The sequence below is a fragment of the Amycolatopsis sp. NPDC049688 genome, from assembly GCF_040674975.1.
In the GTDB taxonomy this organism is placed as follows: Bacteria; Actinomycetota; Actinomycetes; order Mycobacteriales; family Pseudonocardiaceae; genus Amycolatopsis.
Genome location: NZ_JBFANY010000024.1, coordinates 50305 through 76288, shown reverse-complemented (window position 1 = coordinate 76288; position 25984 = coordinate 50305). Strand labels below are relative to the sequence as shown.

At 72.4% G+C, this 25984-nt stretch carries 22 protein-coding genes; 11 read left to right on the top strand and 11 right to left on the bottom strand.

Annotated features, from left to right (window positions below; genetic code table 11):
- Positions 1-130: 130 nt before the first annotated feature.
- The 5 genes from AB0J55_RS42805 to AB0J55_RS42785 all read right to left on the bottom strand — a co-directional run bounded on the left by AB0J55_RS42805 (position 131) and on the right by AB0J55_RS42785 (position 5851).
- Complete coding sequence (locus AB0J55_RS42805) at positions 131-910, bottom strand: DUF5336 domain-containing protein (RefSeq protein WP_364262860.1); 780 nt, start codon at positions 908-910, stop codon at positions 131-133.
- A 206-nt stretch (positions 911-1116) separates the two neighbouring features.
- A complete protein-coding gene (gene sucD / locus AB0J55_RS42800) occupies positions 1117-2007 on the bottom strand; it encodes a succinate--CoA ligase subunit alpha (protein WP_364262857.1) in 891 nt (296 codons plus the stop codon).
- 1 nt (position 2008) lies between these two features.
- Complete coding sequence (gene sucC, locus AB0J55_RS42795; RefSeq protein WP_364262854.1) at positions 2009-3178, bottom strand: ADP-forming succinate--CoA ligase subunit beta; 1170 nt, start codon at positions 3176-3178, stop codon at positions 2009-2011.
- Between the two features lie 119 nt (positions 3179-3297).
- Positions 3298-3621: a hypothetical protein gene (locus tag AB0J55_RS42790; protein WP_364262851.1), complete on the bottom strand. Its 324-nt coding sequence runs from the start codon at positions 3619-3621 to the stop codon at positions 3298-3300.
- Positions 3611-5851 carry a hypothetical protein gene (locus tag AB0J55_RS42785; protein WP_364262848.1) on the bottom strand — a complete coding sequence of 747 codons (2241 nt, stop codon included), beginning with the start codon at positions 5849-5851 and terminating at the stop codon, positions 3611-3613. Before AB0J55_RS42785 ends, AB0J55_RS42790 begins: the two co-directional genes overlap by 11 nt.
- Before the next feature lie 555 nt (positions 5852-6406).
- On the opposite strand from AB0J55_RS42785, the gene AB0J55_RS42780 reads away from it, so the two are divergent.
- On the top strand, positions 6407-7087 hold the full coding sequence (locus AB0J55_RS42780; RefSeq protein WP_364262845.1) for a M23 family metallopeptidase: 681 nt from the start codon (positions 6407-6409) through the stop codon (positions 7085-7087).
- 962 nt (positions 7088-8049) lie between these two features.
- Here the strand turns inward: AB0J55_RS42780 and pcrA are convergent.
- Complete coding sequence (gene pcrA / locus AB0J55_RS42775) at positions 8050-10464, bottom strand: DNA helicase PcrA (RefSeq protein WP_364262842.1); 2415 nt, start codon at positions 10462-10464, stop codon at positions 8050-8052.
- Between the two features lie 134 nt (positions 10465-10598).
- Here pcrA and AB0J55_RS42770 point away from each other — a divergent pair, with 134 nt between their 5' ends.
- From AB0J55_RS42770 to AB0J55_RS42740, 7 genes are all read left to right on the top strand, one after another.
- Positions 10599-11024 (top strand): DUF1707 domain-containing protein, encoded by a 426-nt coding sequence (locus AB0J55_RS42770; RefSeq protein WP_364262839.1) that lies wholly within the window; start codon positions 10599-10601, stop codon positions 11022-11024.
- Positions 11025-11185: 161 nt separating this feature from the next.
- On the top strand, positions 11186-11482 hold the full coding sequence (locus AB0J55_RS42765; protein ID WP_013222709.1) for a chorismate mutase: 297 nt from the start codon (positions 11186-11188) through the stop codon (positions 11480-11482).
- Between the two features lie 65 nt (positions 11483-11547).
- Positions 11548-11862, top strand: a complete 315-nt coding sequence (locus AB0J55_RS42760; RefSeq protein ID WP_364262836.1) for a hypothetical protein — start codon at positions 11548-11550, stop codon at positions 11860-11862.
- Between the two features lie 334 nt (positions 11863-12196).
- Positions 12197-13975, top strand: a complete 1779-nt coding sequence (locus AB0J55_RS42755) for a hypothetical protein (RefSeq protein ID WP_364262833.1) — start codon at positions 12197-12199, stop codon at positions 13973-13975.
- Positions 13976-14233: 258 nt separating this feature from the next.
- Positions 14234-15094 carry a hypothetical protein gene (locus AB0J55_RS42750; protein WP_364262830.1) on the top strand — a complete coding sequence of 287 codons (861 nt, stop codon included), beginning with the start codon at positions 14234-14236 and terminating at the stop codon, positions 15092-15094.
- A gap of 215 nt (positions 15095-15309) precedes the next feature.
- The gene (locus AB0J55_RS42745) at positions 15310-16944 is read left to right on the top strand and encodes a serine/threonine-protein kinase (RefSeq protein WP_364262827.1); all 1635 of its coding nucleotides are present in this window, start codon (positions 15310-15312) and stop codon (positions 16942-16944) included.
- Between the two features lie 13 nt (positions 16945-16957).
- Positions 16958-18052: a serine/threonine-protein kinase gene (locus AB0J55_RS42740; protein WP_364262824.1), complete on the top strand. Its 1095-nt coding sequence runs from the start codon at positions 16958-16960 to the stop codon at positions 18050-18052.
- Here AB0J55_RS42740 and AB0J55_RS42735 read toward each other — a convergent pair.
- Positions 18049-18951, bottom strand: a complete 903-nt coding sequence (locus tag AB0J55_RS42735) for a LysR family transcriptional regulator (protein ID WP_364262821.1) — start codon at positions 18949-18951, stop codon at positions 18049-18051. The two genes, AB0J55_RS42740 and AB0J55_RS42735, sit on opposite strands and share 4 nt — an antisense overlap.
- A 102-nt stretch (positions 18952-19053) precedes the next feature.
- On the opposite strand from AB0J55_RS42735, the gene AB0J55_RS42730 reads away from it, so the two are divergent.
- Positions 19054-19959, top strand: a complete 906-nt coding sequence (locus AB0J55_RS42730; RefSeq protein WP_364262818.1) for a DMT family transporter — start codon at positions 19054-19056, stop codon at positions 19957-19959.
- Here AB0J55_RS42730 and AB0J55_RS42725 read toward each other — a convergent pair.
- From AB0J55_RS42725 to AB0J55_RS42715, 3 genes are read right to left on the bottom strand one after another with little or no spacing between them, the layout of a single operon-like run.
- Positions 19956-20636 (bottom strand): response regulator transcription factor, encoded by a 681-nt coding sequence (locus AB0J55_RS42725; RefSeq protein ID WP_003073499.1) that lies wholly within the window; start codon positions 20634-20636, stop codon positions 19956-19958. The two genes, AB0J55_RS42730 and AB0J55_RS42725, sit on opposite strands and share 4 nt — an antisense overlap.
- Before the next feature lie 7 nt (positions 20637-20643).
- Positions 20644-21948 carry a PspC domain-containing protein gene (locus AB0J55_RS42720; RefSeq protein WP_364262985.1) on the bottom strand — a complete coding sequence of 435 codons (1305 nt, stop codon included), beginning with the start codon at positions 21946-21948 and terminating at the stop codon, positions 20644-20646.
- Between the two features lie 58 nt (positions 21949-22006).
- Positions 22007-22621, bottom strand: coding sequence for a restriction endonuclease (locus AB0J55_RS42715; RefSeq protein WP_364262815.1), 615 nt, complete (start codon positions 22619-22621; stop codon positions 22007-22009).
- A 133-nt stretch (positions 22622-22754) separates the two neighbouring features.
- Between AB0J55_RS42715 and AB0J55_RS42710 the strand changes: the two genes are divergently transcribed.
- Together AB0J55_RS42710 and AB0J55_RS42705 are read left to right on the top strand one after the other, a co-directional pair.
- Entirely contained in the window at positions 22755-24050 is a 1296-nt protein-coding gene (locus tag AB0J55_RS42710) for a PspC domain-containing protein (protein ID WP_364262812.1), read from the top strand.
- A complete protein-coding gene (locus tag AB0J55_RS42705; protein WP_003073507.1) occupies positions 24043-24282 on the top strand; it encodes a hypothetical protein in 240 nt (79 codons plus the stop codon). Before AB0J55_RS42710 ends, AB0J55_RS42705 begins: the two co-directional genes overlap by 8 nt.
- Positions 24283-24346: 64 nt before the next feature.
- Here AB0J55_RS42705 and guaA read toward each other — a convergent pair whose 3' ends face one another.
- Complete coding sequence (gene guaA / locus AB0J55_RS42700; protein WP_364262808.1) at positions 24347-25903, bottom strand: glutamine-hydrolyzing GMP synthase; 1557 nt, start codon at positions 25901-25903, stop codon at positions 24347-24349.
- Between the last annotated feature and the right edge of the window lie 81 nt (positions 25904-25984).

The window sequence follows — 25984 nt, the reverse complement described above, 5'->3', positions numbered from 1 at the left end:
GGCTGCTCCGTCCGGGTGAGGCACGCCGCCGCCGGGGCGCGTGATCAACCCAACCCACCCGGTCGGGTACCTCCCGGACGCAAAACACCCGCTGTGACACGGAGGGTCACAGCGGGTGTTTCACGGGATGTCAGCTGGACTTGCCGAAGCCGCCGGGCGGCGTGCCCGGGTTGTCCGGCGGCGGCTGCTGGAAGAACTGGCCCTGCTGCGGCGCGTACGTCGTGGCCTGCTGCCCCGGCGGCGGGGTGGTCGACGGCGGGTTCGGCGAGCCGTACTGACCCGGCTGCGAGAACGGCGCCGACGGCTCGCCGGGGGCGGCCGGGCCCGTCCCGTGGCCCGGCTGGCCGAACTGCTGGCCGGGCTGGCCGTACTGCTGCTGCCCCTGCTGGCCCGGCTGGCCGTACTGACCGCCGCCGTAGGACGGCGCGGCGGGCTTCGGCGACGGCGGCTTGATGACGTCGTGCTCGATCAGCAGGGCGCCGACCGCGACGATCATCTGCAGGATGCCGAGGATCAGGATCACGGTGACGATGCCCGGCGTGGTGGGCAGCGCGACCAGCGCGTCCAGGGCCCCGAGCGCGCCGAGGACGCTGAACAGCGCCGCGAACGGCAGCGTCTTCGGTCCCTTCGGCAGCACGTGCAGCCCGGCGAGCAGGCCGGCACCCAGCAGGAACGTCGTCGCGAGGCCGACGTCGGCGTTGTCGGAGAAGCCGAGGAAGTACTGCACGAGGCCGAAGACGGCGACGACCAGGGCGAGCAGCACCGGCAGGTTCTGGGGCAGGCCCGCGGCGCCGGACGGCGCCTGGTGCGAGTGCGGCTGCTGCGCGGGGAAGCCGCTGGACGGCGGTCCGGGGGGCTGCTGGCCGCCACCCTGCTGGGGGTAGCCAGGCCCACCGCTGGGGAAGGTCATCGGATGCACTCCTGTCGGTTCGACCGGCACTCCGGGCGCGCGGGCACCCGGGGAAAGACGAGGTGGCGTGTGTGCGCAGAACGCTAGCGCACTCGAAGGCCACCAGCCCACCAGACGCATGAATCCCTCGCCCGGTTTCATCCCGGGACGAGGAAAGGCCGGGCACCTTGGGGGTGCCCGGCCTCACCAGGAGTTACTTCCGGGCCTCAGCCCAGGTTGTTGTACAGCTCACGCGCCAGGACGGCGGTCTCGCTCGGGGTCTTGCCGACCTTGACGCCGGCGGCCTCGAGGGCCTCCTTCTTGGCGGCGGCCGTGCCGGAGGAGCCCGACACGATGGCGCCCGCGTGGCCCATGGTCTTGCCCTCGGGCGCGGTGAAGCCCGCGACGTAACCGACGACCGGCTTCGTCACGTTCTCCTTGATGTAGGCCGCGGCGCGCTCTTCGGCGTCGCCGCCGATCTCGCCGATCATCACGATGACCTTGGTCTCGGGGTCCGCCTCGAACGCCTCGAGGGCGTCGATGTGCGTGGTGCCGATGATCGGGTCACCGCCGATGCCGACCGCGGTCGAGAAGCCGATGTCCCGCAGCTCGTACATCATCTGGTAGGTCAGCGTGCCCGACTTCGACACGAGGCCGATCTCGCCGGCCTTGGTGATGTCGGCCGGGATGATGCCGGCGTTCGACTTGCCCGGGCTGATCACGCCGGGGCAGTTCGGGCCGATGATCCGGGTCTTGTTGCCCTTCGCGACGGCGTGCGCCCAGAAGTAGGCCGAGTCGTGCACCGGGATGCCCTCGGTGATGACCACGGCGAGCGGGATCTCGGCGTCGATCGCCTCGATGACCGCGTCCTTGGCGAACTTCGGCGGCACGAAGATGACCGACACGTCGGCGCCGGTCTCCTTGATGGCCTCCTCGACCGTGCCGAACACGGTGAGGTCCTTGCCCTCGATGGTGACCGTCTGGCCGGCCTTGCGGGCGTTGACGCCGCCCACGATGTTCGTGCCGGACTTCAGCATCTTGGTGGCGTGCTTCATGCCCTCGGAGCCGGTGAGCCCCTGGACGATGACCTTGCTGTTCTCGTTGAGGAAGATCGACATCTCACGCACCTGCCGCGGCGAGCTCGGCAGCCTTGTCGGCCGCGTTGTCCATTGTGTCCACCACGGTGACCAGCGGGTGGTTCGCGTCGGCCAGGATCTTGCGACCCTCCACGACGTTGTTGCCGTCCAGGCGGACGACCAGCGGCTTGGTGGCCTCGTCGCCCAGGATCTTCAGGGCCTCGACGATGCCGTTCGCCACCGCGTCGCAGGCGGTGATGCCGCCGAAGACGTTGACGAAGACGCTCTTCACGTCGGTGTCGTTGAGGATGACGTCCAGCCCGGCCGCCATGACCTCGGCCGAGGCGCCGCCGCCGATGTCGAGGAAGTTGGCCGGCTTCACGCCGCCGTGCTTCTCGCCCGCGTAGGCCACGACGTCCAAAGTGGACATGACCAGGCCGGCGCCGTTGCCGATGATGCCGACCTCGCCGTCGAGCTTGACGTAGTTGAGGTCCTTGGCCTTGGCCTTGGCTTCGAGGGGGTTCTCCGCGTCCTTGTCCACCAGGGCCTCGTGGCCCGGCTGGCGGAAGGAGGCGTTCTCGTCCAGGGTGACCTTGCCGTCGAGGGCGATGATCTTGTCCTGCGGGTCGCGGACCAGCGGGTTGACCTCGACCAGGGTGGCGTCCTCGGAGACGAAGGTCTCCCAGAGCTTCACCACGACGTCGGCGGCTTCGTCGATGATCTCGGCCGGGAAGTTGCCGGCCTTCAGGATCTCGAGCGCCTTCGCCTTGTCCACACCGGCGATCGCGTCGACGGGGATCTTCGCGAGCGCCTCGGGGCGCTCGACGGCGAGCTGCTCGATCTCCATGCCGCCCTCGGAGGACGCCATCGCCAGGAACGTGCGGTTCGCGCGGTCCAGCAGGAAGGAGAAGTAGTACTCGGACGCGATGTCCGAGGCTTCCGCCACGAGCACGCGGCGCGTGATGTGGCCCTTGATGTCGAGGCCGAGGATGGCTTCCGCCTTCTCCTTCGCCTCGTCCGGCGTCTGGGCCAGCTTGACGCCGCCCGCCTTGCCACGCCCGCCGACCTTCACCTGCGCCTTGACGACGACCTGGGTGCCGATCTGCTCCGCGGCGGCCTTGGCTTCTTCGGGGTTGCTAGCCACGGCTCCCGGCAGAACCGGTACTCCGTGGGCGGCGAAGAGATCCCTCGCCTGGTACTCGTAGAGGTCCACTACTCCAGTCTCCTGACGACACGCCACTGTGGTGGTCCGCATGACCGGACCGCGCTGTCGGACCTGTCGAGGTTAGCGACCTGCGCAGACGCAGGGGACTCCGCACCTGGTGAAGTCGGTCACCGTGCGCGGTCAGACGGTGCTTCAGCGGTGTGAGACCGCCCACCGGAGAGCTGTTCCAGCGTTTCCGCCGCGGTGTCGGCGGTGAAGACGGGGACGGGCCCGAGCTTGTCTTCGAGCCCTTCGGGCGGCTCGGCGCCGAGCACGCCGACCGCGTCCGGGTCCTCCTGTTCGGCGGTGCGGAGGATCTGCTCGGCGGTGTCCAGGGGACCGGCGTGGACGACCTCGACGCCGTCGTCGCGCAGGCGGCGGGCCAGGGCGACTGCCGCCGGGTCGGGCCGGGTGAACTCGACGAGCAGCACCCGCGGCCGGTCACGCCGCACGACGTCCCCCGGCGGCGGCCAGCACGGCCGCGACGAGCAAGGCGGCCGTGGCGGCGAGGGCGAGCCAGAAGCCGGTGGCCGGGCTCGCGCCGCCGAGGGAGCCGCCGACGAGCGGCAGTTCGGCGGCGTGCAGGGCGGTGAGCAGGGCGGCGCCGGCGAGCAGGGCGGCGGCCGGCTTGGGCCGGGACCGCGTCGAGAGCGCCGCGGCCCCGATGACGACCACGGCGGCGGTCAGCAGGCCCCACGACGGGGTGTCGAAGCGGGACCAGAGGTTGGGGGCGGTGTAACCGGGGAGGGCGAAGACGGGCAGCCCGAACGCGGCGCCGGCCAGCACCGCACCGGCCGTGACGACGGCGAGGTTGTTGTTCGGGGTCGGTCCGTCCCCGGCGTCTTCACGTTCGACGACCCCGGTCCCGGCGGCGGCGAGCGCGGCCAGTGCGGCGAGCACGAGCGCGGCGAACGTCCAGGCGGCGCCGGCCCCGAGGTCGTAGCTGAAGACGGGGGCGGCCGCGCCGCCGAAGCCGGCGAGGTTTCCGGCCTGGGTGGCGGTGAGCGCGGTGTTGAGGACGGCGGTGCCGGCCAGGACGATCCCGGCCCAGGCGACCCCGAGCACGGGCCGCGCGACGGCGGCGGTCTTCGGCACGAGGACCCCGGCGGCGGGAACGGCGAGCACGAGCGCGGCGGCGAGCAGGAACCACCGGGCGGGGCTGTCGGCGGCGGCGCTGACGGGCGCGGTGGCGCCCGGGTTCAGCGCAGTGACGGCGACCTGGGGTGCGAAGGCGCCGATGAGCGCGGCGAGCGCGGTGGCCAGGCCGAGGAGGCCGGTGGTGAGCCGCCACCAGAAGAGGCCGGGCAGCCGTGCGTTGCCGGCCAGGTCGGATTCGGTTTTTTCGGTCCGTTCGGTGAGCCTCGTGTTCGCGAGCCCGGCCACGACCGCGACAGCGGCGAGCGTGAGCACGGGTCCCCAGGCGACGTGCAGATCGTCCCGCAAGAGCCCGGCGAGCACGGGCGGCAGGGCGACCCCGAAGGCCGCGGCGGCCAGCCCGCCGAGCGCACCGCGGGCCACGTCCTCGGCGGGAGCGGCCAGTGCGACGACGGCGGCCAGCGGCAGGGCGGCGGCGAGCAGCAGGTAGCCGCCGAGGGCGGGCCACGGCCCTTCGAAGGCGGCGCGGGCGAGCAGGAAGCCGTTGTCGGAGAGAACGGGAGCGGTGAGCAGCCCGACAGCGGCGACGACGGCGAGCAGCGGGACGAGCAGCCGCCACCGACGGCGTTCGGGTTCGTCGTGGCTGCGGAGGGCCCGCCAGGCGAGCACCCCGCCGCCGAGGGTGAGGAGGTGCCCGGCGACGAGCAGCCAGAACCCGGCCCCGACGGCGGAGCTGCCGAGGAACCGGTCGGGAAGGTAGAGCTCGGGCCGGATGGTGAGGGGGCCGTTGACGGCGAACTGCAGGTCGAGCACGAGCCGGCCGGGAGCGAGGGCGGCGAGGCCGAGGATCAGGCCGCCGCCGAGGGCGGCCCGCCGGGAGGCCAGCCAGACGGCGGCGGCGATGGGGCCGAGGGCGAGGAGGGCCAGCCAGGGCCAGCTGGTGAAGCCGGGGTCGGCGGCCGGGGAGACGGGGATGATGGCGCCGGCGGTGAGGGCGAGGGCACCGAGGGCGGCCAGGGCGAGTGCGGGGGTGAGGGGGCGGGTTTCGGAGTCTTCGGCCCAGGGCGGATCGGACCGGGATGGTTCGGCGGCTTGGCGCGCGGGGGTTCGGGGCTCGTCGGGCGCGCTTGCGGAGGCCTTCGAAGCGGCCTCGTGCGGGCGGCCTGCGGGGTCGCGCGGGGCTTGCTGCGCGGTTACGGCGGGGTCGGGTCGCGCTGGGGCGGAGCCATCCGCGGCACCGGGCGCACTCCCGGCGGAAGGCTCGGCCCGCGGTGGCTCGGCAGAACCACCCTTGGCACCTTCCGGGCCGTGCGGTGCGCTGACGGCAGTCGGTTCGCGGCGCGGTGGCTCGGCGGAGCCACCCGCGACACCGTGCGCCGCGCCGGATGTACTCCCGGCGGCCGGGGTCCGCGGTAACTCGCCGGAACCCCCCGCGGCGGCCGACTCCCGGCGCGGCTGCTCGGCGGGGTCGTGCGCAGCCTGACCGATGCCGAACTTCGGCGTGGGCTCGCCCGTTGCCGCGGCGGTTGCCGGGTCTTCGCGGGGGCCTGGGGTGCTTTCGGTGGGGGGCTCTGAGCGTGGGGGCATATTGCCCGCGACGCTAGCAAGTTCGGGCCGTCCCGGAGCCGTCGGCGGGCGCGAGTCGTCGAAAGCGCGTCAACCTTCTGCTGCAATCTCTTATTCCCGGCCGTGACCGCCCCGGAGGGCGTTTTGAGCTCGCTGGGAGGTGTTCACCTGCCCTCCACCCTGTAAGGCAAGTCACACCGAACGCCGTAAACCCCCTCTAACTTTGGGTGATTTCCACTGGTGAGCGGCTCGCACACTCCACCCGATCGGCCGACACAGGGGGCACATCTTGCCGACAGCGGTACCCCTTCGTTACTGTCCCGGGGTCCCCATTACAGTCAGGTCACGAAGTAGGACGCCGAGCAAACCACCCCCGAGGTTGGCTCACCGGGTTCCCCCGCCCGCAGTCCTCGACCCGGCTCCCCGACGATGGAAGGCCCTGTCTTGGCTTCACACCGCTCCCCCGGCGGCCAAGCTCCTTCCCCGGCATTGAAGGACGCACTGGAAGGTGCGGTCGTTCGTGTCCGGGGTGCGCACCGCATCGCCCCGCCCTCTTCGGCCCTTCGCGGCCGTGTCGTGGTTGCCGCTGTTGCGGCTGGTGCGTTCGCCGCCGCTGCTGCGGGTTCGACCCTCAAGACGGTCACCGATTCCGACGCCGCCTTCACCCCCCTGGCCAACAGCCAGGACGCCAGCGCTTCGCTGACCGCGGGAGGTGCGGGCTCCGGGGGCGCCCCGGAACTCCTGCCGACCGGCCACGCCGTCGACGCCTCCGCCGAAGCCGCGAAGCTCGCTGACAGCGCTTCTGTCACGCAGGCCCGCGAGCAGCGCGAAGCCGAGGCCGCCAAGAAGGCCGCCGAAGAAGCCAACCGGCCCAAGACCTGCCTGCCCGCGCACGGCACCTTCACCTCGGGCTTCGGTGCCCGGTGGGGCACGAGCCACCTCGGCATCGACATCGCCAACGCCATCGGCACGCCGATCTACGCCGCCTCCGACGGCACCGTGATCGAGGCCGGGCCGGCCAGCGGTTTCGGCCTGTGGGTGCGGGTCCAGCTCGACGACGGCACGATCCAGGTCTACGGCCACATGAACAGCTTCTCCGTCAAGGAGGGCCAGAAGGTCAAGTGCGGCCAGCAGATCGCCGAGATCGGCAACCGCGGCCAGAGCACCGGCCCGCACCTGCACTTCGAGGTGTGGCAGAACGGCACCAAGAAGATCGACCCCCGCCCCTGGCTGGCGGCGCGCGGCATCGTCATCTGATCCGTTCGCTCGTGGCACACCCAGCCCGCACCCGGCCGTAGAGCGGACTTCCGCTCCGGCCGGGACACTGCAGGCAGCCGAATCCGGCGAAGGACGCTGAGAGCACGCGCCTCGCCTGGCCGCTCGGATGCTGGAACCGGTCACAAGCTCAAGGTTCACCACTGAAGGCCGAACACAAACGCCCGGATCGGGTAACGTTCGCGCGGCTCGGGCTCGCGGAGTAGGGCTGCCACTGGAGGCTGCCAGCCCGCCCTCACCGACGGCTCGCAGAGAAGGACCTTCCCCGGAACCGCTCGCGGTCGTCCTGCCACCTTCTCCGCCCGGCGGAGCGCTCTCCGAACCCAAGCCGATCACACCAGTCACCGGAAGCACCCCAGGCCGCCCCGAAACCCGTCGGACGACCGAACCCACTCCCGCCCCGGGAAAAACCGTCCACAGCCGCCTCAGCGCCCGGGAATGCCTACCGCTGTCCGCCCGGTAACCGGCGGATGAAGTACGCCACCGCGACCTGCCACACCGTGCACAGCTCTGCCGGCCGCCGGGTGGGCAGCCAGCCCCATGGCACCGCGCCCCCCGCGGAGCGGACACGCGCGACGCTTCGGGCTCTGGTCGTCCAGCGGCGTCCCCGGCCGCAGGTGACACAACGCCCGTCCGCGCCGAGTTCGTGCTGCCTGAGCAGCGCTCGCCAGGCGGCGGCCAGCCGGCACGCCTCCGCTCCCGCGTGCGGAGGGACTCCCGAAACCCCCGAAGGCTCCCGACCCCGATCCGGAACCATCGTCTCCAGGACTCCCCGCAGGTAATTTCGTACCCCTTCGGCGAGAAGCCCAAACAGCACCGCGTCCACACCACACTACCCCCTCCGTCGAACCTTTGTTCGATCGCAGGGTCCTTTTTACCGGGTGGGTACGACGATTCCGGCGGCGATCGCCGGGATCGCCGCCGGATTCACTCGACCGGGTGGCCTAGAGCTTCACCATCGGCACGCTGCCGATCAGCATCAGGCGGACCTTGCCCGCCGCGCCGAAGTCGATCGTGGCCGTGGCGCGCGGGCCGACGCCGTCGCAGGAGATCACCGTGCCGAGGCCGTACTTGTCGTGGCTGACGCGGTCGCCGACGTCCAGCTTCAGCGCCACCGTGTCCTTCCAGCCCTTGCCGAACGACGGCGTCCCCGACGAAGACGGCGAAGTGGACCGCCGGCCGCCCCAGGTGGTCGCCGCCCGCGGGGTGCCGCGCGAGCCGGAACCGAACGAGCCGAAGCCGCCGCTGGACGGCTCCAGGCGCCGCCAGTCGACGAGGTCCGGCGGCAGCTCGTCGAGGAACCGCGAAGCCGGGTTCATCGACGGCTGGCCCCACGCCGAGCGCGTGATCGCGCGCGAGACGTACAACCGCTGACGCGCCCGCGTGATCGCCACGTACGCGAGCCGCCGCTCCTCCGCCAGCTCCGTCGGGTCGCCCAGCGCCCGCATGTGCGGGAAGACGCCGTCCTCCCAGCCGGTGCAGAACACCACCGGGTACTCCAGGCCCTTCGCGGTGTGCACGGTCATCAGCGTGACCACGCCCGCGCCGCCGTCGCCTTCTTCGCCGCCGTCGGGCGACGGCACCGAGTCCGCGTCCGCGACCAGCGACACGCGCTCGAGGAACGCCGGCAGCGAGCCCGGCGCCGGGACGCCTTCCTCCACGACCAGCTCGGCGTTCTCGTCCGCGACGACCTCGGCGGTGATCTCGGTGAACTCCCGCGCCACCGTGACGAGCTCGTCCAGGTTCTCCACGCGCGTGTGGTCCTGCGGGTCGTCCGATTCCTCGAGCTCGACGCGGTAACCGGTCTTCTCCAGCACCGCTTCCAGCACGTCGTGGACCTCGGCGCCCTCCGAGACCAGCACGCCCAGCTCGTCGAGCAGGGCCACGAACCCGCCGATCGCCTTGACCGAGCGCGGGTTCAGCAGCGGCACCTTGCCCTCGACGGCGTCCCGCAGCGCCTGTGCGAAGGAGATCCGCTCGCGCTCGGCGTGCGTCGCCACGACGGCTTCGGCGCGGTCGCCGATGCCGCGCTTGGGCACGTTCAGCACGCGCCGCAGGCTGACCGTGTCCTCCGGGTTCGCCAGCACACGCAGGTACGCGATCATGTCGCGGACTTCGCGCCGCTCGTAGAACCGCACGCCGCCGACGACCTTGTACGGCAGCCCGAGCCGGATGAAGATCTCTTCGAAGACGCGGGACTGGTTGTTGGTGCGGTAGAAGACGGCGACGTCGGAGTAGTCGGCTTCGCCCTTCTCCGCCAGCGCGTCGATTTCGCCCGCGACGAACGCGGCTTCGTCGTGGTCGTTGTCCGCGACGTAGCCGACGATCTTCTCGCCGTCGCCCGAATCCGTCCACAGCCGCTTCGCGCGCCGGTTCGGGTTGCGCTCGATGACGGCGTTGGCCGCGGACAGGATCGTCTGCGTGGAGCGGTAGTTCTGCTCCAGCAGGATGGTGTGCGCGTTCGGGAAGTCCCGCTCGAACTCCTCGATGTTGCGGATCGTCGCGCCGCGGAAGGCGTAGATCGACTGGTCCGCGTCGCCCACGACGACCAGCTCGGCCGGCTCGACGCCCGCCTCGTTCGGCGCTGTCCCGGCCAGCTCACGGACCAGCGTGTACTGCGCGTGGTTCGTGTCCTGGTACTCGTCGACGAGGACGTGGCGGAAGCGGCGCCGGTAGTACTCGGCGACGTCCGGGAACGCCTGCAGCAGCGAGACCGTGCGCATGATGAGGTCGTCGAAGTCGAAGGCGTTGGCCTGGTTCAGCCGCCGCTGGTACTCGCCGTAGACCTCGGCGACGCGGCGCTCGAGGTCGTTGCCCGCGTTCGCCGCCGCGGTTTCCGGGTCGGTGAGCTCGTTCTTCAGGTTCGAGATGTGCACGGCGAGCGTGCGCGCGGCGTAGCGCTTCGGGTCGATGTCGAGGTCGCGCGCCACCAAGGTGATCAGCCGCTTGGTGTCGTCGGAGTCGTAGATGGAGAAGCTCGACGACATGTCCAGCGTTTTGGCTTCGCGGCGCAGGATCCGCACGCACATGGAGTGGAACGTCGACACCCACATCGCGTTCGCCCGGCGCCCGACGAGCGCGGCGACGCGCTCGCGCATTTCGGCGGCGGCCTTGTTGGTGAACGTGATCGCCATGATTTCGCCGGGGTGCACCCGGCGCTGGCCGAGCAGGTAGGCGATCCGGCGGGTCAGCACCCGGGTCTTGCCCGATCCCGCGCCCGCCACCACCAGCAGCGGGCCACCGGCGTGGGTGACGGCTTCGCGCTGGGCGGGGTTGAGGTCGTCGAGCAGCTCGGCCTGCCCGCCGGCGGCGGGCTTGCGCACAGGGTTCGCGGCGGGGAGATCGAAGAGGGTGTCCATCGTGCGTCCACGCTACCCCGGGTGGGTGGAACTGCGGCACAGCGTGCCGGGCGCGGCTACGGCGCCGGGCGTACCGGCAGGTGTCGCCTGCCGTCCGACGCGCCACGGGCTCCGCGCGCGGAGCATCGGCGGACATGGAAGACACCTCATCCGCCCGCATCCGGGCCGCCGACGCCGATCGCGAACGCGTCGCCACCGCCGTCCAGCACGCCGGTTCCGAAGGCCGGCTCACCCTCGAAGAGGTCGAAGAGCGCCTCAGCCACGTCTACGCCGCGCGGTTCACCGACGAACTCACCGCGCTCACCGCCGACCTGCCGCGCCCGGCGCCGCCGCGCCCCGGTTTCCCGCTCGGCCGCGACGCGCTGCGGCGGCACCCCGCACTACGGCTGCACCTCGCCGTCGTGGTGGCGATCGCGGCCGTGGCGATCGTCCGCTGGGTCGTGCTGGGCGCCGGGTTCTTCTGGCCGGCGTTCCCGATCTTCTGGCTCGCGGTGAGCCTCTTGGTTCATGCTCGGGTGCGCGCGTTCCGGGAGCGGCCCGGCGCCGCTGTGCCATACTGAGCGTGTGCGGCACCACGCAGAGCGATTTTTTTACGGGACCCGGACTCCGGCTCCCGTGATCGCGTAGTGCCCGAACCGCCATCACGCCAGCCCCGGAGTCCGCGGACCCGGGGCTGTCGCCGTCCCTGGGACCGGGTCCGGGCTTCGAGAAAGAGGTCCCGATGAACGCACACGCCACCAACGCCGACGGCCAGCCCGCCGAGCACACCCCCGCGGGCGACGACATCGCGTCGCTGCGCGAGGAGATCGACTGGCTGGACAAGGAGATCCTGCGGCTGGTGAAACGCCGGGTCGAAGTGTCCAAGACGATCGGCGCCGCGCGGATGGCCGCCGGCGGCACGCGCATCGTCTACAACCGCGAGATGGACGTGCTCGCGCGGTACCGCGAACTCGGCCCGGACGGCCGGCAGCTCGCGATGGCGCTGCTGAACCTGGGCCGCGGGCGGCTCGGCCGGTAACGGTTGCGGCGAATTCGGGGACTTCCCCGAGGCAGGCGCGCCCCTCTTGCGGGCAGACTGGGGTCATGGACTGGCTCGTGAACCTCATCGCCGTCATCGTCGCGCTCGCGAGCGTGCTGGCCGCGCTGGGCCATGTGGGGTATCTGGCGTTGCTCAACAACGCAGCGGGTAAGCGGGCCGGCGGCGCTCCGGTCGCGCAGTACGTCCGCAGCCGCTGGGCCGTTGCCGGGGGTACGACCGCGGCTTCGCTGTTCGCCTGGTTGCTCACGGCCGGGGGACCGGCGCTGGACATCTTCGCGATCATCGTCGCCGCCGGTAGCGGTGTCGTGGCGACGAAGGCGCTGCAGTCCACGCGGGACCGTTACCGTTCGGGAGGGTGAAGGGCCTGATCAGGACCGATACCGCTGCGTGAAACTTCGCAGCGTCACTATCGCCCGTTCGGTCGCGCCCGACCGAGTGAAACCTCTGCAACTTGCAGGTTTGGGGGCGACTTTCTCCGCCGGATGCTCCTAGGGTTGACGCCGTGAGGACCCTTGCGTCTGGGTCGGGCAACGCCCGCAGGACGCGCGGGGGCACTGGCCCCGCGCGCCCACTGTTGCGTGCGCGTGCATTTGCGCAGGATTCCGAACAGGATTCCGCGCGTGAGGATGCTCCGATCGGGTCGGCTGGCGGCCGGATGGCGTCAGGAGTGTGCGGCCGGGTGGTCGAGCTCACATGAGCCACGAGTTCCTCGGACGCGCGAACGCGCCCGCGCATCCCGGACGCCACCGGCGCGGCGGCGCGGAGAGCTGGACGCCGCCGCTTCCGCAGCACCGCCCGGTGCGCCACCACGCGGCGGGCCGGGTGACCGATCCGCCGGCGGTGCTCCCGCCGCAAGCCGGGTACGGCCACGGCGGTGGAGTGGGCTCGTCTCCTGAGGACTGCCCGGTGCGGAACAGCGGCGACGCGGTGGGGGCTTACCCGGCCATGGCGGAGTGGCCGGCGCAGCAGTACGCCACCCGATACCCCGGCGACCCGATGCCCACCGATCCCGTACTCGCCGGCTCGCTCTCGCCGCACCAGCCCACCCGGCACCCCGGCGACCCGCTGGCGGCCGACCGGGCGACGACGGGGTGGCCGGCGCAGCCGTACGCCGCACAGCACCCCGCTGATCCGGTGTCGTCCGGGTCGCTGCCACTGAACCCCCCATGGCAGCGCCACACCGACGGTCCCGCCGATCCGGTGTCCTCCGGGTCACTGCCGCTGAACCACCCCTGGCAGCGCCACACTGACGGTCCCGCCGATCCGGTGTCCTCCGGGTCACTGCCGCTGAACCACCCCTGGCAGCGCCACACCGACGGTCCCGCCGATCCGGTGTCCTCCGGGTCGCTCCCGCTGAACCACCCCTGGCAGCGCCACACCGACCGTCCCGCCGATGGCCGCGCCCCGGCCGATCCGGTGATGTCCGGCTGTCTTCCGCTGCCGTCCCTGCCGCAGCCGCGGGGCGGGCGGCCCGCTCCGCTCTTCCCGGCCGTGCACGGGAGCCTGCCCCTCGAAGCCTTCGAGGACTACGAAGCCGAGGACTACGAAGACTTCGAGGACGATCCGGCCGGACCCTCGCCCGCCGAATCCCGGGCCGACCAAGCCGCCCGGCGCACGCGGGTCTCGCTGGCCTCCCCCGCTCCGCGCGGGGTGGACGTCGACGAAGACGATGCCCGGATCTACTCCGCCCCGCCGATCGACGGGCTCGGTGGCTTCACCATCGGGTCCGTGCCCGCCTCCGTGACCCCGCCCAAGACCTGGCGGAAGGCCGCCTGGTTCGCCACCGGTGCGTCCGGGGCCGTCGTCGTCGGGCTGTTGTGCGCCGGGTCCTTCCTCGTCGGGAAACCGCCGGTGGACCAGGCCGTGCAGGGCGCGTGGCCCGGCTACCAGGGCGCGCCGGCCGTCGTCGATCCCACCTCCGGGCAGCGGCCGCCCACCGAGGGCGGGTCCGCCGCCGGGCCGGAGTCCGCCGCCCCCTCGGAAACCACCCCGGGGAAGACCAGCGGTGGCGGGGCCGGGCCGGTCGACGGCGTCGCTCCGCCGCCGGCCGGGAGCACCGAAGCGCCGGCCACCCCGACGACCGGGGCCGCCACCCCCGACAGGACGCCGCGGAAGCCGCCCGTCACGCCCGCCCAGCGGGAGACCCCGGTCAAATCACCGTGGTGGTACTCCTTCCCGCCGGACGCCCAGACCATGGGGGACAACTCGGAAAAGTTCTTCAACACCGTCACCACCGACCCCGCCGCGGCGTCGTCGGTGACCACCGGCGAGCTGCACGACCAGGGCCCGCAGGCCCTCGCCCGGCGGTACGCGGGCATTGCGTACTTCGAAGTCAAGAAGGTCAGCATCGACCAGCAGCGCGGCGTCACCGTCAACACCGTGGAGATCACCCACACGGACGGGACCAAGACCGTCGAGGAGCGCACGCTGACCTTCGGCGACGGCGACAAGATCACGGCTGACGGTCAGTAGCCACGCCTGCACGTGCGGTTCGCCCGTTCTGATGCACGTGCGGTGCGCCGAGCGGTTATCCCTGGTCCGGGTGGGTGACATAAGCTGCCGCTCGTCGTATCGCGACGGCATTCCGGCGACAGAGCCTGGTGGTCGCCGTCCGCACAGGGTTACCTGACGACTAGCGGATCCGGAACCGGCCACGAACCGGCCAACCGGACCAACGGGCACCGGCCGAACGGCGGATGCCCGTCCCGGCACCCCAGAGCGAGGACTTTCGTGCTTGATCGGCAGCGCACACGGCGTGAGTCACCCCACGCCGTCCGCGTCGAGGACATCATCCCGGCCGAGATCCTGGACGGCGTCGCCGACGCCGACCGCGACCACCTCGAGCAGGTCGTCCGCGACCCGCAGCGGTTCCTGCCGCGGCGGACCGAGCCGGCCCGCGAGCCGGAGCAGGCCGACGACGCCGGGGAGCCGGAAAGCCGGCTCGCCCGCCGCGCGAAGCTGACCGGGCTCGTCGCCGCGGGCGCGCTCGTCGCCGGCGCGGTGATCGCCGCGCCGATGCTGACCAGCTCGCACCGCGCCGCGTCGCCGGCCGGCCAGTCCACGCCCGCGGGGTTCACCGGCGCCGCCGAGCTCGGCGGACTCGCCGTGCCGCAGCGCCAGGCCGGTGGCGGCGCGCCGGAGCAGCGCGGGACGACGACCCCCGGCACACAGGCCGAGGACACGCCGGTGACCGACCACCCGGCGAACGGCACCCCGCGGGCCCAGGCGGCGCCCGCGCCGGTCACCTCGGTCCCGGACCAGGCCGCCGACGCGCGCAGCGCGAGCCGCAAGATCCAGGCCGTCAAGAACTTCTACGCCGCCATCGCGCGGAACTCGGCGGGCGCGCTGGCGCTGCTGAGCCCGTCCCTGGCCGGCGGCTCGGCGGGCGAGCTGGTCCGCACCTGGAGCGCGATGGACGCCATCGACGTCCAGGAGGCCGACACGCAGATCAAGCCGGACGGCTCGATCCTCGCGGTCGCCACGCTGCACCGGCCGGACGGCGCGCTGGTGCGCGTCACCCAGCTGTTCCGGGTCGCCGACACCGGCGGGCTGATCACCGAAGCCGAGCTCGTCTCGGCCCAGTACATGTAGCCCTCGGCGATCACCCCTTCACCCGTGGTTCAAGTGCCCGTACCGGATTCGTGTGCGCAGAGTGAGCGCCTAGCCTTGTCACGGGCCGGTCTCCGTGAAGCCGGCACGCAGCCCACGACATGTGCATACGCTCCAGCGAAGCGGCGTACACGTGGCCGCGTCACCAGGCACCGATCCTCACGCCCTGGTGAAGTCGGAGCCCAAAGGGAGGTCGCGTGAGCGACGAGGGTCGTCTGGTCGCCGGTCGATATCGCATCGTCGGCCGGATCGGCACGGGCGCGATGGGGGCCGTCTGGCAGGCGCACGACGAGGTCCTGGGCCGCACCGTGGCCATCAAGCAGCTGCTGCTCCAGCCGCACCTGGACGAGCACGACGCCGAAGACGCCCGGCAGCGGACGATGCGCGAGGGCCGGATCGCGGCCCGCCTGCACCACCCCAACGCGATCTCGGTGTTCGACGTCGTCACGGACGACAACGGGCAGCCGTGCCTGATCATGGAGTACCTCAACTCCACCAGCCTGGCCGCCGTGCTGCAGGAACGCCGCACGCTGCCGCCGACCGAGGTGGCGCGCATCGGCGCCCAGGTCGCCGCGGCGCTGCGCGAGGCGCACGCGGTCGGCATCGTCCACCGCGACATCAAGCCGGGCAACATCCTGCTCGGCGGCAACGGCGTCGTGAAGATCACCGACTTCGGCATCTCCCGCGCCAAGGACGACGTCACGGTCACGAAGACCGGGATGATCGCCGGCACCCCCGCCTACCTGGCCCCCGAGGTCGCCATCGGCGGCGAGCCCGGGCCGGAGTCCGACGTCTTCTCCCTCGGTTCGACGCTGTACGCGGCCTGCGAAGGCCAGCCGCCGTTCGGGCTGTCGGAGAACACGCTGAGCCTGCTGCACGCGGTCGCGGCCGGGCAGATCAACCCGCCGCGCCAGTCCGGGCCGCTGGCCAGCGTGCTGGCCGTGCTGCTGCACCCGGACGTCGAACACCGGCCGACCGCCGAGGAGTGCGAGGAGCTGCTCGCGGCCGTCGCGCGCGGTGAGACGCCGCTCGGCGGCCCGGCGGACGAGACCATGATGGCGCCGTCCGCCGGCGTCCTCGGCGCGGCCGCCGTCGCCGACCCGAACGCCACGCAGATGTTCGACGAGATCCCCGCCGGCCACTCGGGCACGCTGCTCGGCGGCGGCGGGGCTCCGACGCAGGCCGTGCCGTTCTACGACGAGGACGACTACCCGGAGGCCACCGGCTACCCCGAGGACGACTACGACGGGTACGGCCACTACCGCGAGGACGACCACCACGCGGCCGGGGGCGTGCCGCCCGGCCTGGCCGCGACCCGCGCCGTGCCGGTGCCGCCGCACGAGCAGGGCGGCTACGAAGACGACTACGACGATTACGACGACGAGCCCGCCCCGCCGCCCCCGGCACGGTCGCGGCCGCAGATGAGCCCGGTCGACGAGGACGAGGGCAAGCCCGGCGCGTGGAAGCGCCCGGCGATCATCGGCGGCGTCGTGGTGGTGGGCCTGGTCGCGCTCGTCGTGTGGCTGCTGAGCCCGAACAACCCGGAGGCGCCTGCCTCGCCGATCTCCAGCACCAAGCCGTCGCCCGCCGCGACGTCGGAGACGCCGACGCCCACGGAGGACACGACCTTCAGCACGGCCGACGTGCCGCCGCCGGTGACGGAGCCGACCTCGTCGTCGAAGAAGGCGACGACCTCGCGGAGCTCCGAACCGGCCGAGACCACCACGCCCAAGTCGACTCCGAAGACGACGACATCGTCGCCCCCGCCCTCGTCGTCGCCGGAGTCGTCTCCGCCGGTGTCGACCTCGGCGACCGGTACCGGCAACTCCTGACCCGAGGTATGTGTTGAGCTCCGAAGGAACCATCGTCGGCGGCCGGTTCCGGCTGGACCAGCCGATCGGCCGCGGCCGCGCCGGCATCGTGTGGCTGGCGTTCGACACGCGGCTGTTCCGGACCGTCGCGATGAAGCGGATGTACCTGCCGGTCGGCGCGGGCGACCGCGCCGAGCAGGCGCGCGCGGCCGCCATGCAGGAGGGCAAGGACGCGGCGCGGATCGAGCACCCGTGCGCGATCAAGGTGTTCGACGTGCTGCCCGACGGCCAGGACGTCTGGCTGGTGATGGAGTACATCCCGTCGCGCAGCATGGCGACGTTCCTCGCCGAGCACGGGCGGCTCACCCCTGACCAGGCGGCGCAGCTCGGCATCCAGCTCGGCAACGCCCTGGCGGCCATCCACGCGGCCGGGTTCGTGCACCGCACCCTCGAGCCGGGCACCGTGCTCCTGGCCGACGACGGCGGCGTGAAGCTCACCGACATCGGCATCAGCGGCGGCGGGCCCCACGCGGCGTACGTGGCCCCCGAGGTCGCGCGGGGGCTGCCGCCCACGCCGGCCGCCGACGTCTTCTCCCTCGGCGCGACGCTCTACACCTCGGTGGAGGGTGTGCCGCCGTTCGGCGAAGACGGCCAGTCGTCCGAACGCCCGCCGCAGAACTCCGGTGTCCTCACCGAGGCGCTGCGCAAGATGCTGCGCGCGGACCCGAAGACCCGGCCGACGATGGCGGACACCGTCCGGTCCCTGCAGGCGATCACCGAAGGCCGCGAGACGGCGTTCATCCCGCCGACGGCACCCGGGATCCCGCCGCCCCCGCCGCCGCCCTTCAACCCGGGGCTGGCGCCCGCGGCGCCGCCGATGCCGCCCTCGGGACCGCAGTTCCAGCAGCAGATCCCGGTCTCCGCGCCCGGCTACTCCGCGGCGGAGCAGACGCAGCGGATGCAGCCGGTCCCGCCGCCGACGCAGTACGCGCCGCCGCCGGCACCGGGCCCCCAGGCCCAGGCTCAGGCGTGGAACCTGCCGGTGTCGAAGAAGACGCTGATCACCGTGGCCGCGATCCTCGCGGCCGTGCTGGTCGGCATCCTGGTGTCGGAGCTGTTCTTCGTCTAGGCCACCTTGGCGGTCGCCGCGCGCATGGCTTCCAGCAGCGTGCGGACCGCCGGGTGACCCCACGCCCGGGACGCCACCGCCGCGTGGATCGCGCGCGCCGGCTCCGGGTTCCGGATCCGGCGGACGACCACCCCGGGGTGCTGCGCGCCGAGCCCCAGCTCGGGGATCAACCCGACGCCGATGCCGGCCGCGACGAACCCCTGCGCTGTCTGGTAGTCCTCGGACTCCACCACGATGTTCGGCGCGAAGCCGGCGGAAGCGCAGGCGCCCTGCAGGATGTCGCGGCAGACTCCAGGCAGGCCGTCGACGCCGACCCACGGCTCCTCGGCGAACTCCGTCAGGTCCAGCACGCGCTTGCGGGCCAGCGGGTGGGCCTTCGGCAGCACCGCCCGGTACGGGTCGTCGAGCAGGTGCACCAGCTCGACGCCCTTGGCCGGCGGGGTCTTGCGCGGGAAGACGGTGATCGCGACGTCCGCGTCGCCCGACTCGACGTCCAGGATCGGGTCGTCGAGTTCCACCAGCTTGAGGTCGAGATGCACGCCCGGGTGCTCGCGCCGGACGGCGGCGATGGCGGGCGGGACCAGCGACGCGCCCGCCGTGGCGAAGTAGCGGATCGCGACGCGGCCGGTGCGGCCCTCCTTGAGCTCGGTCAACGCCGCCTCGGCCTTGGCCAGCTCGGCGCTGAGCGTCTCGGCGTGCTCGGACAGCAGTGCGCCCGCCGGGGTCGGCCGGACACCGCGGCCGACGCGTTCGAGCAGCTCGGTGCCCGCCTCGCGTTCCAGCGCCGACAGCTGCTGGCTGATCGCGGACGGCGTGTAGCCGAGGTTGCGGGCCGCGGCGGTGATCGACCCGCTGGTGATCACGGCGCGGAGGACCTGCATGCGGCGGACGTCGAGCATGCCCCGATCGTACAGCTCAGCTTAAGTGTTCCTGCAGTTATTTTCGCTTGTCCTTACGTCTGGCGCGGACGAAGCTGACGCTGTTATCGAAGGAGGACTGGGGTGGGCGAAACGAAAACCCTGCTCAGGATCGCCGCGCTGGCGCTCATGTGGGGCTCGAGTTTCTTCTGGATCAAGCTGGGGCTGGGGATGTTCTCGCCGGTCCAGCTCGTGCTGGCGCGGCTCGTGCTCGGCGCGGCCATGCTGCTGGTGCTGTGCCGGCTGCAGCGGGCACGGCTGCCGCGCGACCGCCGGATGTGGGGACACCTGGCCGTCGCGGCGTTCTTCCACAACGCGCTGCCGTTCCTGCTGTTCGCGATCGGCGAGACGACGGTCGATTCGGGGATCACCGGCGTGCTCAACTCGACGACGCCGCTGTGGGTGCTGCTCGCGGCCCCGCTGATGGGGACGTCGTCGCGGATGACCGGGGCGCGGCTGGCCGGCCTGGTAGTGGGTCTCGGCGGCATCCTGCTGATCTTCGCGCCGTGGCAGGCGTCGGGCCTGCTGAGCTGGGGCGCGCTGGCGTGCCTCGCGGCGGCGGCCAGCTACGGCTTCGCGTTCGTCTACGAGGGCAAGTACCTGTCGGACGCCTCGCTGTCGCCGTACGCGACTTCCGCCGGGCAGATGCTGCTGGCCAGCGGGATGCTGGTGCTGGCGCTGCCGGCGGGCGGGTTCACGCCGGTCCACGTGTCCACCGGGCCGCTGCTCGCGGTCCTGGTCCTGGGCATCGGGTCGACCGGCATCGCGTTCGCGCTGAACTACCAGCTGCTGGCGAGCGAAGGCGCGGTCGCCGCGTCCGTGGTCGGCTACCTGCTGCCGGTGGTGTCCGTGCTGCTCGGCGCGGTGTTCCTGGGTGAACAGCTGCACCTGCGGGTGATCGCGGGCATGGTCGTCGTGCTCGGCGGCGTGGCCCTGACGCGGATCCCGAAGCGCGTGCCGGCGGCCGAGCCGGCGCTGGAACGGGTTTAGACGAGGCGGCGGTCGGAGGCCCAGCGGGAGAGCTCGTAGCGGTTCGACAGCTGGGTCTTCCGCAGGACGCTCGACACGTGCGTCTCGACCGTCTTCACCGAGATGAACAGCTCGGACGCGATCTCCTTGTAGGCGTACCCGCGGGCCAGCAGCCGCAGGACGTCCCGCTCGCGCGGGGTCAGCAGGTCCAGCTCGGGGTCGTTGATCGGGGCCGAGCCCGGGCGGTCGGCGAACGCGTCGAGCACGAAGCCGGCCAGCCGCGGCGAGAACACGGCGTCGCCGTCCGCGACCCGGACCACCGCGCGGACCAGTTCCTTCGACGAGATCGTCTTCGTGACGTACCCGCGCGCGCCGGCGCGGATGACCGCGATGACGTCCTCGGCGGCGTCGGAGACCGAGAGGGCCAGGAACACGACGTCCGGCAGCTCGGGGCGGACCCGGCGGAGCACCTCGGCGCCGCCGCCGTCGGGCATGTGCACGTCGAGCAGTACCACCTGCGGTTTCGTCCGGGCGATCCCGGCGACCGCCTCGGCGACCGAACCGGCCTCGCCGACGACGCGGACCTCGTCGGTGATCGAGTCGAGCTCGGTGCGGACCCCCGCGCGGAACAGCGCGTGATCGTCGACGAGGAACACCTTGACCGGTTCGCGCTGGCTGTCCGTCACGTCGTCGAGCATAGCCGCCTCACGCCGCTCCCTTGCCCGCCTTCACCGGCATGGCGAGCTGCACCTCGGTGCCCTCCCCCGGCGCGGTCCGGACCTTGCACGTGCCGCCGTGCCGGGTCATCCGGCCGCGGATCGAGTCGGCGAGCCCGTGGCGGTCGTCCGGGACGAGCTCGGGGTCGAAGCCCTTCCCGCGGTCGCGGACGAACACGGTGACCGACGTCGGCTCGACCTCGGCGTAGACGCTGACCTCGTCGACGCCGGCGTGCTTGGCGGCGTTCACGATCGCCTCGCGGGCGGCCTGGACGAGCGCGGCCAGCGATTCGTCCAGCTCGGCGTCGCCGACGACAACCTGCCCGACGGAGATGGCGAAGGTGTCCTCGACCTCGCCGCACGCGGTGGCGAGCGCCTCCGAGAGCTGCCCCGTCGCTTCTTCGGGCTTCTCCGAGGGCTTGCCGTAGCCGTTGGGACCGTAGAGCCAGCCGCGCAGCTCACGCTCCTGGCTGCGGGCCAGCCGCGCGACCTCGCGGGGCTGTTCGCTCTGCTTCTGGATCAGCGCGAGGGTCTGCAGGACGGAGTCGTGCAGGTGGGCAGCGATCTCGGCGCGTTCGTCGGTGCGGATGCGGGCCTTGCGCTCGTCGGAGAGGTCCCGGACCAGCCGCAGCCAGAACGGCACGGTCAGCACGGCCACCCCGATCAGCGTCGCGAGGACCGCGATCAACGCGAACTGGACCTGGTCGAGGGTGCCGCTGCGCAGCACGACGACGGTGATGCCGGTGATGACCAGCGCGACACCGGCGACGATCCGGATGGCGGCCGACCAGCCGCCCCCGCCGAGGAAGGCGCCCGCGAAGCCGTCTTTCGCCCCGGCCCGCCAGCGACGGCGCTGCGACTCGTCGGCCTCGCGCCAGACGACCGCGAGACCGATCATGGCGACGGCCAGCGGCACGGCGACCCAGCCGCTGATGAACCCGGTGAGCGTCCCGCTGGCGACGGCGAGCCCGACGCCCAGCGCGATCAGGCCGAAGGCTTGCTGCCGTTCCTTCGGCTTCGGCGCCTCCGCCGCTTCTTCGGACTGCTGCTGGACGAACACCCAGAGGAGGCCGTAGGCGAGCAGCCCGGCGCCGTTGAGCGCGGCGAGCAGCGCGAACACCGTCCGCACCCAGAGGACCGGCACGCCGAGGTGATCGGCGAGCCCCCCGGCGACCCCGGCGATGGCACGCCCGGACCGGCGCCGGAGCATCTTCGGCCTGCTCGGGTCCGCGGGGGTGATCGCCTGCTCGGCGGTGACGTGGTCGAGGGACTCCTGCACGCCGTCCATGGTCACACGCACGGGGGTGCGGATCCATCGGGGAAACCCCTGATCCAGCTGCCCGGCACCGCGGTCAGTGCCAGGGGGCCGGCTCGGTGCGGCCGGCCCAGGCGGCCAGACCGGCGCCATCGAGCAGCCGGATGCCGTGGTGGGCGGCGTACTGCTGCGCCTGCTTCGTGAACGCAGAAGTGGTCACCACGGCGGCGACGCGTGCGCCGTGCACGCTGAAGCAGGTGCCGCCGAAGCGCTGCAGATCCGGACCGGTGACCTTCGAGGTACCGCCGTACCGCTTGGCTTGCAGGACGATCTTGCGCCCGTCGGGGGCGTAGGCGGTGACGTCGGCGCCCAGGTCGCCCGCCCGGCCGGTGACCGTCGCCTGCGAGCAGCCGTCCCGCGCGCAGAGAAAGGCGAGGGCACGTTCGAACTCGTCGGGTGCCATCGCGTGGTAGCGAGCGATCTCCTGGGACCGGGCGACCTCGAGCTGCCACGCCCGCTGGGCTTCGCGGGCTCGCTTCCGCTGCCACAGCACGGACCCGTAGATCGCCGCGCCGAGCACCAAGGTCCCCCCGACGAGCGAGGCGACCGGATGTGCCGCGACGAACCGCACGATCAGCACCACCACGCCGACCGTGGCGATCCCCACCACGGCACTGCCGCCGGCGCCGGCCGGCTTCTTCCTGCGGGCCATCGCCTGTTCCTCCTCCGCCGTGGATTCGGAACAAAGGTCGCGCCTGGGAGCGACCTGTTACGCCGACCCCTCCGGGAAACCTCAGGGACCATCCCGGATGTCCCGCCGACCTCGGTGCCGCATGCTTCTCGGTATGAGTGGTGCGAGCGAGAAGCCGGGGGTCCTGGACGGCTTCGAGGAGACCGTGAAGGACTTCTGGGCCAGCCGGCCGCGGCGGCCGCACGCCGGGCGGAAACTCGCCGGGGTGGCCGCCGCCATCGGGTACCGGTACGGGGTCGATCCCGTCGTCGTGCGGATCGCGCTGGTCGTCACGACGATCTTCGGCGGCTTCGGTGTCCCCTTCTACCTGCTGGGGTGGCTGTTCTTCCCCGGGGAGAGCGACGAGGTCTCCGGCTTCGAGGGGCTCATCGGGCGCGGGCGGTCGTCGGTGTCGCCGGCCTTCGCCGTCGTGCTGCTCGTGCTCACCGTCGTCAGCACCGGGGGGTCGATCACCGGCTCGTGGTTCGACGGCGGCGGCCTCATCAGCTGCGCGCTCATCGCCGCCGCGCTCTACCTGCTGCACCGCAGCCGCGGCCACCTGAACCGGCCCGCGCCCGTCGCCGCGCGGACGTCCTACCCGGCCTTCACCGGAAACGGAGCCTTCACCATGACCGACACCGCCGAGGCGCCGTCGCCGGCCCGCGGCTGGGATCCCCTCGCCGCCGACCCGGCCGGCTGGGACCTGCCCGACGCGCCGCAGCCGGCACCGCCACCGCAGCCGTCGCACCACGGGACGCAGCGTGGTCCGCGGCCGTCGCACCACGGGTCGCAGCTCGGTCCGCGGTCGAAGGTCGGCTCGGCCACCTTCGCCCTCGCCGTGCTGACCGCCGGCGGTGCGGTGCTGGCCGGGCTCAACGGGGCCACCTGGTTCGACGCGCAGCACATCATCGGCCTGGTGCTCGGCGTGGTCGGGATCGGCCTGGTCGCCGGCGCGTTCGCCGGGGGCGGCCGCGGCCTGATCGGGCTCGCGGTGCCGCTGGCGATCGTCGGCATGGTCCTCACGGCGGCGCCGTTCAAGGACTTCGACGTCCGCGGTGGCGTCGGTGACCTCACGCAGACCCCGCAGTCGCAGGCCGAACTGCTGCCGCTGTACCAGCACGCGGCGGGCGACATCCGGCTCGACCTGACCGAACTGCCCGAAGGAGCGCCGTACACGACGACCGTGTCCAACGGCGCCGGCGACACCACGGTGACCGTGCCGGCGAACGCGGACGTCACCTTCGACTGCCGCACCGGGGCGGGCGAGGCGTCGTGCTTCGGCCGCTCGAACGACGGCATCAGCCAGCCCGCGCTGACCGGGACGGACAACGGCCCCGACGGCGTCGGCGGCCAGAAGATCACCCTGCATGTGTCGAACAGTCTGGGCACCGTGGAGGTACGGCGTGGCTGACCAGAACCCTTACGCCTACGACAACCCGGCCGACACCCAGCCCGCCCGGCGCGGCGGCGTGGACGCCTTCACCCTGATCGTCGGCGTCGCGACGCTGCTGGTGTCGGCGTACGTCCTCTCGGACGGCGCGAGCTGGCTGCCCTCGTTCGACTTCCGCTGGGTGATCGCCGGCGGTGCGGTGTTCGTGGGGGTGCTGCTGCTCGCCGCGTCGTTCGGCAAGCGCCGGCGCTGACCCACCGCAAACCCTCGAGGCCCCGGATCCCACGCCGGGGCCTCGAGCCTTGCCCGGGGGAGGCTCACTCCCACTCGATGGTGCCCGGCGGCTTGGACGTCACGTCCAGCACCACCCGGTTGACCTCCGCGACCTCGTTGGTGATGCGCGTGGAGATCCGCTCCAGGACCTCGTAGGGCAGGCGCGTCCAGTCCGCGGTCATCGCGTCCTCCGACGACACCGGCCGCAGCACCACCGGATGCCCGTAGGTCCGGCCGTCGCCCTGGACGCCGACGCTGCGGACGTCCGCGAGCAGCACCACCGGGCACTGCCAGATGCTGCGGTCCAGCCCGGCCGCCGTCAGCTCCTCGCGGGCGATGAGGTCCGCCGCGCGGAGAGTGTCGAGACGCTCCTGGTCGACCGCGCCGATGATGCGGATGCCCAGGCCGGGGCCGGGGAACGGCTGCCGCTGCACGATCGTCTCGGGCAGGCCCAGCTCCAGCCCGACGCGGCGGACCTCGTCCTTGAACAGCAGCCGCAGGGGCTCGACCAGCTCGAACTCCAGGTCGTCCGGCAGGCCGCCGACGTTGTGGTGGCTCTTGATGTTGGCCGTGCCCTCGCCGCCGCCGGACTCGACGACGTCCGGGTAGAGCGTGCCCTGGACCAGGAACTTGTAGTCGCCCTGCGCCTTGAGGTCGCGCTCGGCCTGCTCGAAGACGCGGATGAACTCGCGGCCGATGATCTTGCGCTTCTGCTCCGGATCGGTGACGCCGGCGAGCGCGTCGAGGAACCGTTCGCGGGCGTCGATGGTGACCAGGTTGACCCCGGTGGCGGACACGAAGTCCTGCTCGACCTGGGTGCGCTCGCCGGCGCGCAGCAGGCCGTGGTCGACGAACACGCAGGTCAGCCGGTCCCCGATGGCGCGCTGCACCAGCGCGGCCGCGACGGCGGAGTCCACACCGCCGGAGAGGCCGCAGATCGCCCGGCCGTCGCCGATCTGGTCGGTGATCCGCTTGACCTGCTCCTCGACGATCGACGACGTCGTCCACTGCGGCTCGATGCCGGCGATGTCGCGCAGGAACCGGCGCAGCACCTCCTGGCCGTGCGGCGAGTGCGCGACCTCCGGGTGGTACTGGACGCCGGCGAAGCGGCGCTCGACGTCCTCGAAGCCGGCGACCGCAGCACCGTCCGAAGAGGCCGTGACGACCGAGCCCTCGGGGGCCTTGGTGACGCTGTCGTTGTGGCTCATCCAAGCGGGCTGGTGCGCGGGCAGGCCGGCGTGCAGCACGCCGCCGTCGCCGGTGACGCGGACCTCGGTGCGGCCGAACTCGCGGACCCCGGTCGGCTCGACGACCCCGCCGAGCGCGCTGGCCAGCAGCTGGTGGCCGTAGCAGATGCCGAACATCGGCACGCCCGCTTCGGTGAGCTTCGGGTCCATGCCCGGCGCGCCTTCGGCGTACACGCTCGAAGGACCACCGGAAAGGATGATGGCCGCGGGGTTCTTCGCGAGGATCTCTTCGGTGGACGCGCTGTGCGGCACGACCTCCGAGTAGATCTGTGCCTCGCGGACGCGCCGGGCGATCAGCTGCGCGTACTGCGCCCCGAAGTCCACGACGAGAACCGGACCGGTGGGGTTGGGCACCTGGCGACCTCCTGGCGAGAAGCGGGATTCCCCACCATCGTCCCAGGTGGGCCCGGTCACCCGGGATTCAGGGCCGTCGCT